Here is a 13852-nt window from a genome sequence, read left to right on the forward strand (position 1 = left end):
TGAATAATCCTGTCGCGCGCGATGTACTTCGGAACCGGAATCGCGTGCCATACTCCAAGGCACTCCGATTCAGACAGATGAAGCCGCACATGCCCAAAGGATTGATTCGCGCGATTGGCGCCCTGTTGACCGCTCTGGCCCTCTACAGCCTGCTGGGGTTTCTGATTCTGCCGGGCATTGCGCTGCGCATAGCCAACCAGCAACTGGCCAACCATGCAACGCTGCCTGCGCACCTCCAGCGTATCGAACTCAATCCGTTCAGCCTCGAAGTCACGCTTTGGGGCCTGGTCATCGGCGAACCGGGCAAGGAGCAGGTCGGTTTCGAGCGCCTGTACGCCAACCTGCAACTCGACAGTCTGTGGACAAAAGCCCTGCACCTGTCCGACATCGAACTCGACAAACCCAAGACCGAAGTCCTGTTCGCCAAGGACGGCAAGCTCAATCTGCTGGGCCTGTTCAAACTGCCGGCCAGCGAACCGACGCCGACCGATCCGAATGCCAAGCCTTTTCCACTGCGCATCGACCGGATCAAACTGGCCGGCGGCAACGTGCATTTCGAGGATGCACGCCCGAGCGAGCCGATCGAATTCGTCTACGACAAGCTCGACTTCGAACTGAACAACCTCAGCACCCTGCCTGAAGACAACGCCGACATGACCCTGGTCGCCATCGGCCCGTCCGGTGGGCAGATCGACTGGAAAGGCAACTTCAGCCTGATCCCGATCGCCTCACAAGGAACGCTCAAGGTCACCGATGGCCAGATGAAAGCCTTCTGGCCCTACGTTCGCGACGCCGTACCGCTGGCGCTGGAAAACGGTGTGGTCAGCCTCAGTACCGACTACAAGCTCAACCTGTCCAAGGAAACCGAACTGCTGCTGAGCAACGTCTCGGTCAGCGTCGCGCCGTTTGCGATCAAGACCCCGGACGGACGTCCGCTGGCAAGACTCGACCGCCTCGACGTCAGCGAAACCACGGTGGACCTGGCCAAACAGCAAGTAGTGGTCGGCAAGATCCGCAGCCAGAAACTCGAAACCTGGGCCGCCCTTGAAGCGGACGGGCAACTGGACTGGCAGAAACTGTTCGCCAGTCAGCCGTCCAAACCGGCTGCCAAGGCTGCGGCGGAACCCAAGAGCACCCCGGCGGCCGCCGACTCTCCGAAAGCGGAACCGACCGCCCCCGGCAAGCCATGGCAAGTGCTGCTCAAGGACGTGCAACTGCGTGACTACAAAGTGCATCTGGCCGACCGCTCGGCGAAACCCGAAGTCACGCTGGACGTCACGCCGCTGAATGTCGACCTGCAGAATTTCGACAGTCTCAACGGCTCGCCCTTCAACCTCAAGCTCGATGCCGGCCTGGGCAAACAAGGCAAGATCAACGCCGACGGCGTGGTCAACCTGGCGCCGGTCACCGCCCAGCTCAACGTAAAAACCCAGGACATCGACCTGCGCGTCGCCCAGTCCTACATCAACCCGTTCATTCGTCTTGAACTGCGCAGCGGCATGCTCGGCAGCGACCTGAAAGTGAACCTGAAAAGCACCGAGCCGCTGGCATTCAGCGTCACCGGCCGCGCCCAGGTCGACCAACTGCACACTCTAGATACCCTGAAGACCCGCGACTTCCTCAAGTGGCAGCAAGTGGTGGTCGAAGGCCTGAACTATCAACATGGCGACAGCCTGTCGATCGACAGGATCAACCTGTTCCAGCCATATGCGCGTTTCATGATCAACGATGACCGCACCACCAACATCGATGATTTGCTGATCCCGCAACCTGCCGATTCCGGAGCGAAAACGGCAGCGGCCAAACCAGCCAACAACTCGAAACCGCTGGGCATTCACATCGGTGGTATCGCGATCAATGACGGCTCGGCCAACTTTGCCGACTTCAGTCTGACCCCGAACTTCGCCACGGCAATCCAGCAACTCAACGGCCAGATCGGCACCATCGACAGTCGTCAGGCGAAACCGGCCAGCGTTGACGTCAAGGGCAAGGTCGACCGCTATGCGCCGGTGACGATCAAAGGCGCGGTCAACCCGTTCGACCCCATGGCCAGCCTTGATATCGCCACCAGTTTCAAACGGGTCGAACTGACCACCCTGACCCCCTACTCCGGCAAGTTCGCCGGTTACCGGATCCGCAAGGGCCGGCTCAATCTCGACCTGCACTACCTGATCACCAAGGGCCAGCTCAAGGCCGAGAACAAAGTAGTGGTCGAGCAACTGCAACTGGGCGAGAAAGTCGACAGCCCGGATGCCGTGAGCCTGCCGCTGAAACTGGCGATTGCACTGCTCAAGGATGTGGACGGCAAGATTTCCATCGAGCTGCCGGTCACCGGCGACCTCAACAACCCGCAATTCAGCGTGATGCCGATTATCTGGCAGACCCTGCGCAACCTGATCGTCAAGGCGGCGGCCGCGCCGTTCAAGTTGATTGGCGGACTGGTCAGCGGTGGCGGTTCAGAAGATCTGGGTACCGTGTCCTTCGCGCCAGGCTCCAGTGAACTGAACAAGGATGCCGAAGCGGCGCTGGTCAAATTGTCCCAGGCCTTGAAAGAGCGCCCGGCCCTGCGCCTGGAAATCGAAGGCACCGCAGCACAAAGCAGCGACGGCCCACTGATCGCCGAGCAACGTCTGGAACGCGAATACCAGTACAACTACTACAAGATGCTCCAGCGCCGTGGCGACAAAGTGCCGGCTCAGGCTTCGCTGATTCAGGTGCCGGATAACGAAAAAGGCCCGCTGCTCGAAGGCATCTACCGCACCCGTCTGAAAACCCAGCCACCAGCCGAATGGAAGGATCTGGGCAAGGAAGAACGCACGGCGAAAATGCGTGCCGACGTGATCAAGTTCTGGAGTAGCAGCGACGTGCTGTTGCGCCAGCTCGGTCAGGAACGAGCCAGCAGCATCAAGGATTATCTGGTGGATAAGGGCCAGTTGGCCGATGACCGCGTGTACTTCATCGACGCCAATCTTGGCGAAGCGCAAAGCGACGGCCGCGTGGTGACGCAAATGCATCTGGACGCCGAGTGATGAACAATCAATGGCTGGCTGCAATGGCGTTGGCGCTCGTCGCCAGCCAGGCTTCGGCATCCGATACCCTGCGCTGCGGCAGCCAGTTGGTGAGCCTCGGCGACCGCGCCAGCGAAGTGTTGCAAAAGTGCGGCGAGCCGATCAGTCGCGATGTGCTGGGCTACAAGCGCAGCGCCAATCGCCGTGAAGAGTTTCAGGTCGAGGAGTGGACCTACGGCCCGAGCAATGGCATGTACCAATACCTGCGCTTCGAGGGCAATCGCCTGCGGCAGATCAACAGCAAGCGCGGTAACTGACTCCACCACTTTCCTATCCCTGAAATAGAACAGGCCCCGACACGAATGCCGGGGCCTGTAATGGCCACAATCCGTGTGGCCGTTCGCATGAACTCTAAAGTGCGGCAGACGTATTGCTCGGCCCGCCTGTCGCGTCTTCTCCCGGTCCAGGCGAGAAGTCTTGCCTTACTCGGCTTTCAGGCCGTCAGCGGAGACCGCTTTCACACCTTTGATTTTCTTGGTGATGTCTACGGCCATTTTTTTCTGTGCTTCTGTCACTGCAACAGTGGAGGACAGAGACACGACGCCTTTGTTGGTTTCTACTTTGATGTCAGTGCCTGGAATGCCTTTTTCAGTGACCAGGTCGCTTTTGACTTTGGTGGTGATCCAGGTGTCGGAAGTAGCTTCTTTGGCCTTGGTCATTTCACCGGCAGCCAGAGTCATTGGAGCCTGGGTCGCCTGGGTGGATTGTGCGAATGCGCCGGTGGCCATGGTCAGGGTCAGCGCGGTAGCAGCAGCGGCAGTGATAGCGAACTTCTTCATACGAGTAACTCCTGTTTTTCTGGAAAGTCTGCTGGGTGTCTTGTCAGCAGGGTTACTGGAAGTATTGCGAACGCTGTGCCAACTTTTGAAAATACAATAAACTCTTATAAATCAATAATTTAGTGAAATTAAAAATTTTCGGAATCATGCAAATTGCATGACCCTTGAATTATCTACATGCAAGTTGCGGTTTTTGGGAAAGTTCCTAACACGCTGAAAAGATTGAAGCTTTTTTGTGAAGCACCGCAAAAGAAAATGCCCCGCAAAGCGGGGCATTTGGTGAGCAGAGGTCAAGCAATCAAGTACCGCTGCCAGGGCAACCTTTAGGGGCGTAGTCAGGGTTGACTGTCGAGGCGCAGCTCCAGACGCCCGCGGTGTTACCCGTCGCACCGCCAGAACGGGTCAGCGTGATGGTCTTGCCCAGTACCGGAGCCGGTGCGTTGGCCAGAGTGCAGACTATGGTGCCAGCTCCAGAAGACGCAGTACCCGAGGCAGTGACTGTGCCGCAGTTGGTTGTCGAATAGGATGCGTTACCGGTCACCAGCGTCAGCGTCGGGTCTGTACCTTGATTGATGGTGTCCTCGAACGGCACTTTCAGCGCGCTGATTTCCGCCAGACCTGCCGTCACTTTCGACCGTGCCTGGTACTTGGTGTATTGCGGCAGGGCAATGGTCGCCAGGATGCCGATGATCGCCACGACGATCAGCAGCTCGATGAGAGTGAAACCTTGTTGTTTTTTCATAGACACGCTCCATGCATGAGTCGGAATCTCATGATCTGAACAGGACTCAGCACAGCCCGTGCCAAGGCGCCCGCAGCCGCGCAGGCTGGGCGCGATCACGCTATCGCGGGGTTTCCTACAACGTGTAACCGCACTATCTGACACTTTTTGTCACCTGCACCGGAGAGGTTTGGCGCTGTCACTTGACTAGGCTATAAGTCATGAACTGTCTGCATCCGGGATTCCCATGAATGACATCGCTCTGAGCGGCCTGGCCAAACAGCTGGTCCAGGCCGAACTGCTCACGGAAAAAGTCGCCCAGCAAGCCTGGCAGCAGGCCCAGCGCAATCGCCTGTCGCTGGTCAGCTATCTGGTACAGAACAAACTGGTGAAGAGCTGGCAGGTCGTCGAAATTGCCTCGGAGCATTTCGGCATGGCATTCCTCGACCTCAACTGCCTGGACAAGGAAACCCAGCCCAAGGGCCTGGTCAGTGAAAAACTGGTGCGCCAGCATCACGCCCTGCCCCTGTGGCGGCGAGGCAACAAGCTGTTCGTGGGCATTTCCGACCCGAGCAATCACCAGGCGATCAACGACATTCAATTCAGCACCGGGCTGAGCACCGAAGCCATTCTGGTGGAGGACGACAAGCTCACCGACGCCATCGAAAAGTTCTTCGACACCCACGCTTCCGGTCTGGAAGACATGGCCGATGTCGACCTTGAAGGACTGGACGTCGAGTCAGTCGATGACAGCAAACAGGACGCCATCGGTGGGATGGACGCCGACGATGCTCCGGTGGTGCGCTTCGTCCACAAGATGCTGCTGGACGCGATCAAAAGCGGCTCTTCCGACCTGCACTTCGAGCCCTACGAAAAGAACTACCGGGTGCGCGTACGTACCGACGGCATCCTGCGTGAAGTGGCCAGGCCACCGATCCAGCTGGCCGGGCGTATCGCTGCACGCCTGAAGGTCATGGCCAGCCTCGACATCTCCGAACGTCGCAAGCCCCAGGACGGGCGTTTGAAGATGCGTCTGTCAAAAACCAAGTCGATCGATTTCCGGGTCAATACCCTGCCGACCCTGTGGGGCGAAAAAGTGGTGATTCGGATCCTCGACCCCTCCAGCGCCCAGATCGGCATCGACGCCCTCGGTTATGAGCCGGAGCAGAAAGAGTTGTACCTCGCCGCCCTGAAGCAGCCACAGGGCATGATTCTGGTTACCGGCCCTACCGGTTCAGGCAAGACCGTGTCGCTGTACACCGGGCTCAACATCCTCAATACCGTCGACATCAACATTTCCACCGCCGAAGACCCGGTGGAGATCAACATGGAAGGCATCAACCAGGTCAACGTCAATCCGAAGCAGGGCCTGGATTTCGCCCAGGCGCTGCGCTCGTTCCTGCGCCAGGACCCGGACGTGATCATGGTCGGCGAGATTCGCGATCTGGAGACCGCGGAAATCGCCATCAAGGCGGCGCAGACCGGTCACCTGGTCCTCTCCACACTGCACACCAACAGCGCCGCCGAAACGCTCACGCGTTTGCACAACATGGGCATCCCCGGCTTCAACATCGCTACATCGGTCAGCCTGATCATCGCCCAGCGTCTGGCACGCAAGCTGTGCAGCCATTGCCGAAAACCCATCGAGATTCCCCGCGAAACCTTGCTCAAGGAAGGCTTCCCCGAGGAACGCATCGGCAGTTTCACGATCTATGAGCCCGTCGGTTGCGATCAATGCAACGGCGGCTACAAGGGCCGCACCGGCATCTATGAAGTGGTCAGGAATACTCCCGAACTGCAGCGGCTGATCATGGCCGAAGGCAACTCACTGGAAATCGACAGCCAGATGCGCCTGGACGGCTTCAACGACCTGCGCACCTCGGGACTGATCAAGGCCATGCAGGGCATCACCAGCCTTGAAGAAATCAACCGGGTCACCAAGGACTGAACATGGCCGTCAAGGCAGCGAAAATCAGCGTCTACGCCTGGGAAGGCACGGACAGGAAAGGCAGCCGGATCACTGGCGAACTGAGCGGACAAAGCCCCGCGCTGATCAAGGCACAGTTGCGCAAGCAGGGCATCAACCCCGGTAAGGTGCGCAAGAAATCCGCGTCGTTGATGAACTTCGGCAAGCGCATCAAGCCTCTGGATATCGCCCTCTTCACCCGGCAAATGGCGACCATGATGAAGGCCGGCGTGCCATTGCTGCAGTCGTTCGACATCATTGGCGAGGGCTTTGACAATCCGGCCATGCGCAAGCTGGTGGACGAGGTCAAACAGGAAGTCGCCGCCGGTAACAGCTTCGCCGCGGCCCTGCGCAAGAAGCCGCAATACTTCGACGAGTTGTACTGCAACCTGGTGGATGCCGGCGAGCAGTCCGGTGCCCTAGACACCCTGCTCGAACGTGTGGCGACCTACAAGGAAAAGAGCGAAAGCCTCAAGGCCAAGATCAAGAAGGCCATGACCTACCCCACCGCCGTGGTTCTGGTAGCCGCGGTCGTCACCGCAATTCTGCTGGTGAAAGTGGTGCCGCAGTTCCAGTCGGTGTTTTCCGGCTTCGGTGCCGAACTGCCGGCGTTCACCCTGATGGTGATCGGCCTGTCGGAATTCATGCAGCAATGGTGGTGGGCGATTCTCGGCGTGCTGGTCGCAGCTTTTTTCGGCACCCGCCATGCTCTGAAGAAATCCCAGGCCTTGCGCGATCGCCGTGACGCCTGGCTGCTCAAGCTGCCGCTGGTGGGCACCATGATGTACAAGTCTGCTGTGGCCCGTTTCGCCCGGACCCTGTCGACCACCTTTGCCGCCGGCGTGCCGCTGGTCGAAGCGCTGGACTCGGTTGCCGGAGCCACCGGCAACGTGGTGTTCAAACGCGCGGTGCTGCGCATCCGCCAGGACGTGGCCACCGGTATGCAGCTGAATTTCTCGATGCGCACCACCGGCATGTTTCCCAACATGGCGGTCCAGATGACCGCCATCGGCGAGGAGTCCGGTGCTCTGGACGACATGCTCGACAAGGTTGCCGGGTTCTACGAGGAAGAAGTGGATAACATGGTCGACAACCTCACAAGCCTCATGGAGCCTTTCGTCATGGTGGTACTCGGGGTGATCGTCGGCGGACTGGTGGTGGCCATGTACCTGCCGATCTTCCAACTCGGCTCAGCGATCTGACATGCCCATCGACGAACTCTTCGCTCTCTATCCGCTGGCCTTTGTCTTCACCGCTCTGATACTCGGACTGGTGGTCGGCAGCTTCCTCAATGTGGTGATCTGGCGTCTGCCAAAAATGCTCGAGCGCGAATGGCGCCAGCAGGCTCACGATGTGCTTGGGCTGCCTGTCGAAACACCGCTGCCGGTTTACAACCTGATGTTGCCGCATTCGCAGTGCCCGCATTGCGCCCACCGCATTCGTGCGTGGGAAAACATCCCGCTGCTCAGCTACGTGTTTTTGCGCGGGCGCTGCTCGTCATGTGCGGCGCCGATCAGCAAGCGTTATCCACTGACCGAACTGGCCTGCGGTCTGCTCTCGGCGTTCATCGCCTGGCATCTGGGCTTTGGCTGGCCGGCATGCCTGCTGATCGTGCTGACCTGGGGCCTGCTGACGATGAGCCTGATCGATATCGAACATCAGCTGTTGCCCGACGTGCTGGTGCTGCCGCTGCTGTGGCTGGGGTTGATCGTCAACAGCTTCGGCCTGTTCGTCTCGCTGCACGACGCGCTGTGGGGGGCAGTAGCTGGCTACATGGCGTTGTGGTCGGTGTTCTGGCTGTTCAAGCTGTTCACCGGCAAGGATGGCATCGGTCACGGTGATTTCAAGCTGCTGGCACTGCTTGGGGCCTGGGGCGGCTGGCAGATTCTGCCGCTGACCGTCCTGTTGTCCTCGCTGGTGGGAGCGGTGCTGGGGGTGATTTTGCTCAAGTTGCGCGACCGGAATACCTCGACGCCGATCCCCTTCGGCCCCTATCTGGCAATTGCCGGCTGGATTGCCTTGCTCTGGGGTGGTCAAATAACCGACTTCTATTGGCAGTTTGTCGGTTTGAAATGAATACCCCTGTGGAAAAACCCTGGATTCTCGGCCTGACCGGCGGCATCGGCAGTGGCAAAAGCGCGGCGGCCCAGCACTTCATCGACCTCGGTATCCATGTCGTGGACGCCGATCATGCAGCACGCTGGGTGGTTGAACCGGGTCGTCCGGCGCTGGCGAAAATTGCCGAGCACTTCGGCCCGGATGTCCTGCAGGCCGACGGCACACTGGATCGCGCCGCATTGCGCAAGCTGATCTTCGAAGTGCCGGAGCAACGCCGCTGGCTAGAAGCGCTGTTGCATCCGCTGATCGCCGAGGAAATCGCCCATCACCTGGCGCTGGCAAAATCTCCTTATGCGATTCTGGTGTCGCCGCTGCTGATCGAGTCCGGACAATACGCGATGACCCAACGGATCCTGGTGATCGACGCGCCGCAACAACTGCAGATCGAACGCACCTTGCAGCGTGACCAGACCAGCGAAGAGCAGGTCCAGGCGATCCTCAAGGCCCAGTCCAGCCGCGAAGACCGCGTGAGCCGTGCCGACGATGTGGTGGTCAACGACCGCGACCTCGCCTGGCTGCACAGCGAGGTCGAGCGCCTGCATCACTTTTACCTGACTTTATCCGGAGGCCAGTCATGAGCCAGACCCCAACCGTAAATTGCCCGACCTGCGGCGCCCCGGTGGAATTCACCCCCGAGAACAAATTCCGGCCGTTCTGCTCGGACCGCTGCAAACTGATCGACCTCGGCGCCTGGGCGTCGGAAGAACACAAGATTCCGGTGGCCCCGGATGCCGAGGACGAACTGTTTTCCGGCGATTTCGACCCGCGCCACTGATCCTCTGATCAGGGCCGCATGAAGCCGTAGTCCTGATCGTCGTCGAGGTTTTCCGCCAGAAAGCGCAACTCGTCGGCCAGGTCTTCGGCATTGCGTACGGCCTTGCTCTGTTGCACCACCGCACTGAGCAGGGCCCGCAGGCTCAGGCCCGGATCGAACCCCACCTCCTGCGCCATCTCCAGACTCTGCCGGGTTTCCTGCCTCGCCCACTCGTACACGCTCATGCCGCTGCTCCTGAAGGGATTTTGCCGAGCATGAAATGCTGCGCATCAAGTGGATTTGATGTGGATCAAGACTTGGGATCGTCGTCCTTCCAGGGCGCCGAAAGGTAGCGCGTGCGGTTGAAGGTCTCCAGCCATTCCGGGCTGAACACCACCAACGCGCTGATCACCATGCCGTTGATGAACGCTTCGGGAAAAATCAGCAGCCACAGGTAACCGATGAAATCTTCCAGCCATTCCGGCATGGCGAAGAGGCCGTCGTACCAGAGCAAGGTCAGGCTCAGCGTCAAACACAACAACGCCGACAGCGCTGCGGCGAAAAAGCCGGAACAGAAGATGTACACGAACGGATTGCGCGGTTGGGCGCGCTCGACCAGGATCGCCACGCATTCGGTGATCAACACCGGCAACAGGATCAGCAAGGCGCCGTTGACCCCGACAGCCACCAGATCCTGACGTCCCAACAACACCAGTCCCAACTGCGCCACCAGTCCGCCGACGATTGCCAGCGGCCAATCCAGCAGCAGTGTCACCGCTGTCATGCCGATGAAGTGGTAGGACACGCCGCTATCGAAATCCCTGCGCACCAGCCACAGCAGAAACAACGCGAACACCGTGCCGAACAGCAAATGCTGACGGCGGTTGTCGCTGAACAGCTCGACCCACGGTACGCGGACAATCGCCCAGAGCAGCACCGGCAGGTAAATCAGCCAGCCCAGCAGCAGGCTCGCAGACGACAGCAGCTCGGCGCCGATCATGGTTGCGCCTGCTCCAGCGCCTCGCGCAGTTCCGCAGCCTGGGTGTATTCATGCCGGGCCAGCAAACGCCCGTCCTTGAGTTGCAGCCAGAGCACCGTGCCTTCGGCCCCGGGATAGCGCGAGGCCACACGGCCTTCGCGATCAAGCAACACTCGATAGCCATAGTCACGCATGGCCGGAATAGCGAACATCTTTGCAATCAACGCCGGCATGCGCTGGATATCGGCGACAAACACCGCATGCCGCGCCTCCAGATAGCCCTTGGGCTGATCGGCCATGGCTTGCTTGAGCAGTTTCGCACCGTCCATGTCACGCGCCACCAACAGCGTCGTGGTGCGGTTATCGAGAGTAAACGGCTGATCGTACTGATCCAGCAGCGTCCAGGATGCCAACCGCTCACCGACCTCCAGCGCATGGGCCCATAGCGGAACCACAGCGAACAACAACAGCCAGCGAAATTTCACATTCAGCCCCTTTCATTCGACGTTGATACACGGTGCCATCAGTCTACACCGACCCTCCCGACTGCCCACTGATGCACTTTGCCGCGCGAACGCTTTCAGCTTGTCGCAATTGAACGCTAAGCTTGGGCCTATGGATGACTCGGATTATTTACGCCTGCTGACCATCGCCGCCGAGCAGGCCAACGCGTTCCTGTCCAATGCCCGCAAATGGGAGCGTGAGCGTTGGGTCTGCCAGCGCCTGCTGCAAGGCTTGAATATTCCCTATCGCGCCGACGAATTCGCCCCGGCTGGCGAGCCCCCGGACGTGTTGTTTCGAGACGCCAACTTCGAGGTGTTTTTCGTCCTCGACGAAGGTCGCCGGCTCAACGACGAATGGCGCGATGAGCTGCAACGCCGGCGCAGTGCCTTTTCCCTGAGCCAACTGGTACGCCGCGAAGCCAAGCCGCGACGAATTCCGGCCAATGAATTTCTGCTCAGACTGGCGCCGACCCTGCGCAAGAAGGCGCACAACTACAAGGAACGGGGCATGGACCTGGGCGAGCTGGACATCATTGCCTTCGCCAGCCTGAAACGCGAAGTGCTGGACCTCAACAGCCACTTTCCACCGCCCACCGAATATCTGCGTCAGGGCTGGCGCTCGCTGTCGCTGGTCGGGCCGACCTTCGCCCGGGTGTTGTTCGCCCACCCCGATGCGCCAGACTTTCTGCGCAGCAATCTGGGTCGCAGCATCGTGTTCGATGTCGGGATCAGCCTGTGACGCCTCTTCAACAATTGATTGCCGATGTCCCGCAGTCCGGGCGTGTGCGCTGGATTGGCGTGCGCCCCGAATCCCGGGGTCCGATGCTCGCGCTCGATGCGGTTGAGGCGCGGCTCGAGGCCGGGCTCACCGGCGATCACGCTCGGCCCGGTGTGCGCAATGCGCGGCAGGTGACGCTGATTCAGTGGGAACATCTGGCTGTCATCAACGCCCTGATGGGCCGGTCGGCCGAACAACCGGTCACGCCTGAAGATCTGCGGCGCAATCTCGTCATCAGCGGGATCAACCTGTTCAGCCTCAAGGGGCGGCGCTTTCGCATTGGTCAGGCGATTTTCGAAACCACGGGCTGGTGCCAGCCGTGCGCGCGCCTGCAGAGCAACCTCGGCCCCGGAACGTTCCAGGCGGTGCGCGGGCATGGCGGAATCACCGCGCGAGTGTTACAAAGCGGGATCATTCGCCTCGGGGACAGTGTGTCTGTCGAACCGGTCCCGGACAGTGGCTATGCTGCGTTCAATCCCGGATAAAAAATCCGCTGTAGCTTGTTCACATTCAGCAACGTCTACCCCTGACGAGGCCTCATATGACCAGCCGCCTGAACCCCGAAGACCAGAAGCATGTCGAAGAGTACCTGCAACTGTCCCAACACCGTGTCGAGCGCCGGCCATTCCGGCCGTGGATGCTCCTGGTGCTGGTGCTGGCAGTGACCATTGGTCTGGGCCTGTTGAGCCGACTTATCAGTTACCTGACGCTATGAGCAGCATCGCGCTCGCTTGGGTAACCGCACCGATTTCCTTTAAAAACCTTGCGAGCTATCCCTATGTCCCATCGTATTGTCATTGTCGGCGGCGGCGCCGGCGGTCTGGAGTTGGCTACCCGTCTGGGTAAGACTCTGGGCAAACGCGGCACTGCCAGCATCCTGCTGGTCGACGCGAACCTGACGCACATCTGGAAACCGCTGTTGCACGAAGTGGCCGCCGGATCGCTGAACTCCTCCGAAGACGAACTCAACTATGTCGCCCAGGCCAAATGGAACCACTTCGAGTTCCAGCTGGGGCGTATGAGCGGGCTCGACCGTGAGCAGAAAAAGATCCAGTTGGCCGCCACCTACGACGAAAACGGCGTGGAACTGGTCCCGGCGCGGGAAGTGCCGTATGACTCGCTGGTGATCGCGGTCGGCAGCACCACCAACGATTTCGGCACTCAGGGTGCAGCGCAGCATTGCCTGTTCCTCGACACCCGCAAACAGGCCGAGCGTTTCCACCAGCAACTGCTCAACCACTACCTGCGAGCTCACGCCGGACAATCCGATGGGGTCCAGCAGATCAGCGTGGCCATCGTCGGCGCCGGCGCCACGGGCGTCGAGCTGGCAGCAGAGTTGCACAACGCGGCCCATGAACTGGCGGCGTATGGTCTGGACCGGATCAAGCCGGAAAACATGCACATCACCCTGATCGAAGCCGGGCCACGGGTGCTGCCAGCGCTGCCGGAGCGAATCAGTGGGCCGGTGCACAAGACGCTGGAAAAGCTCGGGGTCAATGTGTTGACCAACGCGTCGGTCAGCCAGGTCACCGCCGACAGCCTGATCACAGCCGATGGCAACGAGATCAAGGCCAGCCTGAAAGTCTGGGCCGCCGGGATCCGCGCACCAGGTTTCCTCAAGGACATCGATGGCCTGGAAACCAACCGCATCAACCAGCTGCAAGTGCTGCCGACGTTGCAGACCACCCGTGACGAAAACATCTTCGCCTTCGGTGACTGCGCCGCGTGCCCGCAACCGGGCTCCGATCGCAACGTTCCACCACGGGCCCAGGCTGCGCACCAACAGGCCTCGTTGCTGGCCAAGTCGCTGAAACTGCGGATCGAGGGCAAGACCCTGCCGGAGTACAAGTACACCGACTACGGCTCGCTGATTTCGCTGTCGCGCTTCTCGGCGGTGGGTAACCTGATGGGCAACCTGACCGGCAGCGTGATGCTCGAAGGCTGGCTGGCGCGGATGTTTTACGTGTCGCTGTACCGCATGCACCAGATGGCGCTGTACGGGCCGTTCCGCACGGCGATGCTGATGCTGGGCAGCAAAATCGGACGCGGTACCGAGCCGCGCCTGAAGCTGCACTGATGTAAAAACACCGTGGGGGCGGGCTCGCCCTCACGGTGTTTTGTTTTCTACTGTATCTGCCCGCAGCTTTCCCCACCTTCGCTTACAAACGCCCCGCTCCTCGACACAG

16 protein-coding genes are annotated in these 13852 nt (G+C 60.1%); 11 read left to right on the top strand and 5 right to left on the bottom strand.

Annotated elements, in window-relative coordinates:
• The first annotated feature begins 77 nt into the window (after positions 1 to 77).
• Both ACSPX5_RS19250 and ACSPX5_RS19255 read left to right on the top strand, forming a co-directional pair.
• The gene (locus tag ACSPX5_RS19250) at positions 78 to 3029 is read left to right on the top strand and encodes a DUF748 domain-containing protein (protein ID WP_439820094.1); all 2952 of its coding nucleotides are present in this window, start codon (positions 78 to 80) and stop codon (positions 3027 to 3029) included.
• Positions 3029 to 3325 (top strand): DUF2845 domain-containing protein, encoded by a 297-nt coding sequence (locus ACSPX5_RS19255; RefSeq protein WP_169431955.1) that lies wholly within the window; start codon positions 3029 to 3031, stop codon positions 3323 to 3325. Before ACSPX5_RS19250 ends, ACSPX5_RS19255 begins: the two co-directional genes overlap by 1 nt.
• A gap of 165 nt (positions 3326 to 3490) precedes the next feature.
• Here the strand turns inward: ACSPX5_RS19255 and ACSPX5_RS19260 are convergent, their stop codons facing one another.
• Complete coding sequence (locus ACSPX5_RS19260) at positions 3491 to 3847, bottom strand: BON domain-containing protein (RefSeq protein ID WP_065261581.1); 357 nt, start codon at positions 3845 to 3847, stop codon at positions 3491 to 3493.
• A gap of 298 nt (positions 3848 to 4145) precedes the next feature.
• The gene (locus tag ACSPX5_RS19265) at positions 4146 to 4589 is read right to left on the bottom strand and encodes a pilin (protein WP_085732829.1); all 444 of its coding nucleotides are present in this window, start codon (positions 4587 to 4589) and stop codon (positions 4146 to 4148) included.
• A gap of 226 nt (positions 4590 to 4815) precedes the next feature.
• On the opposite strand from ACSPX5_RS19265, the gene pilB reads away from it, so the two are divergent.
• Genes pilB through yacG form a run of 5 tightly spaced genes read left to right on the top strand, consistent with a single transcriptional unit; the run spans position 4816 to position 9427 of the window.
• Positions 4816 to 6516 (top strand): type IV-A pilus assembly ATPase PilB, encoded by a 1701-nt coding sequence (pilB, locus tag ACSPX5_RS19270; RefSeq protein ID WP_169431956.1) that lies wholly within the window; start codon positions 4816 to 4818, stop codon positions 6514 to 6516.
• A 2-nt stretch (positions 6517 to 6518) separates the two neighbouring features.
• Positions 6519 to 7736, top strand: coding sequence for a type II secretion system F family protein (locus tag ACSPX5_RS19275; RefSeq protein WP_169431957.1), 1218 nt, complete (start codon positions 6519 to 6521; stop codon positions 7734 to 7736).
• Between the two features lies 1 nt (position 7737).
• Complete coding sequence (locus ACSPX5_RS19280; RefSeq protein ID WP_207864776.1) at positions 7738 to 8610, top strand: prepilin peptidase; 873 nt, start codon at positions 7738 to 7740, stop codon at positions 8608 to 8610.
• Positions 8607 to 9230, top strand: a complete 624-nt coding sequence (coaE, locus tag ACSPX5_RS19285) for a dephospho-CoA kinase (RefSeq protein ID WP_169431959.1) — start codon at positions 8607 to 8609, stop codon at positions 9228 to 9230. The genes ACSPX5_RS19280 and coaE overlap by 4 nt, the downstream gene beginning before the upstream one ends.
• Positions 9227 to 9427, top strand: a complete 201-nt coding sequence (gene yacG / locus ACSPX5_RS19290) for a DNA gyrase inhibitor YacG (protein WP_039771664.1) — start codon at positions 9227 to 9229, stop codon at positions 9425 to 9427. The genes coaE and yacG overlap by 4 nt, the downstream gene beginning before the upstream one ends.
• Before the next feature lie 8 nt (positions 9428 to 9435).
• Here yacG and ACSPX5_RS19295 read toward each other — a convergent pair whose 3' ends face one another.
• The 3 genes from ACSPX5_RS19295 to ACSPX5_RS19305 all read right to left on the bottom strand — a co-directional run bounded on the left by ACSPX5_RS19295 (position 9436) and on the right by ACSPX5_RS19305 (position 10870).
• Complete coding sequence (locus tag ACSPX5_RS19295; RefSeq protein WP_007959584.1) at positions 9436 to 9651, bottom strand: hypothetical protein; 216 nt, start codon at positions 9649 to 9651, stop codon at positions 9436 to 9438.
• A 65-nt stretch (positions 9652 to 9716) separates the two neighbouring features.
• Entirely contained in the window at positions 9717 to 10406 is a 690-nt protein-coding gene (locus ACSPX5_RS19300) for an energy-coupling factor ABC transporter permease (protein WP_439820095.1), read from the bottom strand.
• Complete coding sequence (locus tag ACSPX5_RS19305) at positions 10403 to 10870, bottom strand: FAD/FMN-containing dehydrogenase (RefSeq protein ID WP_439820096.1); 468 nt, start codon at positions 10868 to 10870, stop codon at positions 10403 to 10405. The genes ACSPX5_RS19300 and ACSPX5_RS19305 overlap by 4 nt, the downstream gene beginning before the upstream one ends.
• A gap of 130 nt (positions 10871 to 11000) precedes the next feature.
• Between ACSPX5_RS19305 and ACSPX5_RS19310 the strand changes: the two genes are divergently transcribed.
• The 4 genes from ACSPX5_RS19310 to ACSPX5_RS19325 all read left to right on the top strand — a co-directional run bounded on the left by ACSPX5_RS19310 (position 11001) and on the right by ACSPX5_RS19325 (position 13743).
• On the top strand, positions 11001 to 11627 hold the full coding sequence (locus tag ACSPX5_RS19310) for a DUF1780 domain-containing protein (RefSeq protein WP_003228301.1): 627 nt from the start codon (positions 11001 to 11003) through the stop codon (positions 11625 to 11627).
• A complete protein-coding gene (locus ACSPX5_RS19315; RefSeq protein WP_323161218.1) occupies positions 11624 to 12151 on the top strand; it encodes an MOSC domain-containing protein in 528 nt (175 codons plus the stop codon). The genes ACSPX5_RS19310 and ACSPX5_RS19315 overlap by 4 nt, the downstream gene beginning before the upstream one ends.
• Positions 12152 to 12207: 56 nt before the next feature.
• Positions 12208 to 12381: a DUF3094 family protein gene (locus tag ACSPX5_RS19320; protein ID WP_003228304.1), complete on the top strand. Its 174-nt coding sequence runs from the start codon at positions 12208 to 12210 to the stop codon at positions 12379 to 12381.
• 63 nt (positions 12382 to 12444) lie between these two features.
• Entirely contained in the window at positions 12445 to 13743 is a 1299-nt protein-coding gene (locus tag ACSPX5_RS19325) for an NAD(P)/FAD-dependent oxidoreductase (protein ID WP_169431963.1), read from the top strand.
• Positions 13744 to 13852: the final 109 nt, after the last annotated feature.

Source organism: Pseudomonas sp. HLG18 (assembly GCF_051903985.1).
GTDB classification, from domain to species: Bacteria; Pseudomonadota; Gammaproteobacteria; order Pseudomonadales; family Pseudomonadaceae; genus Aquipseudomonas; species Aquipseudomonas fluorescens_BT.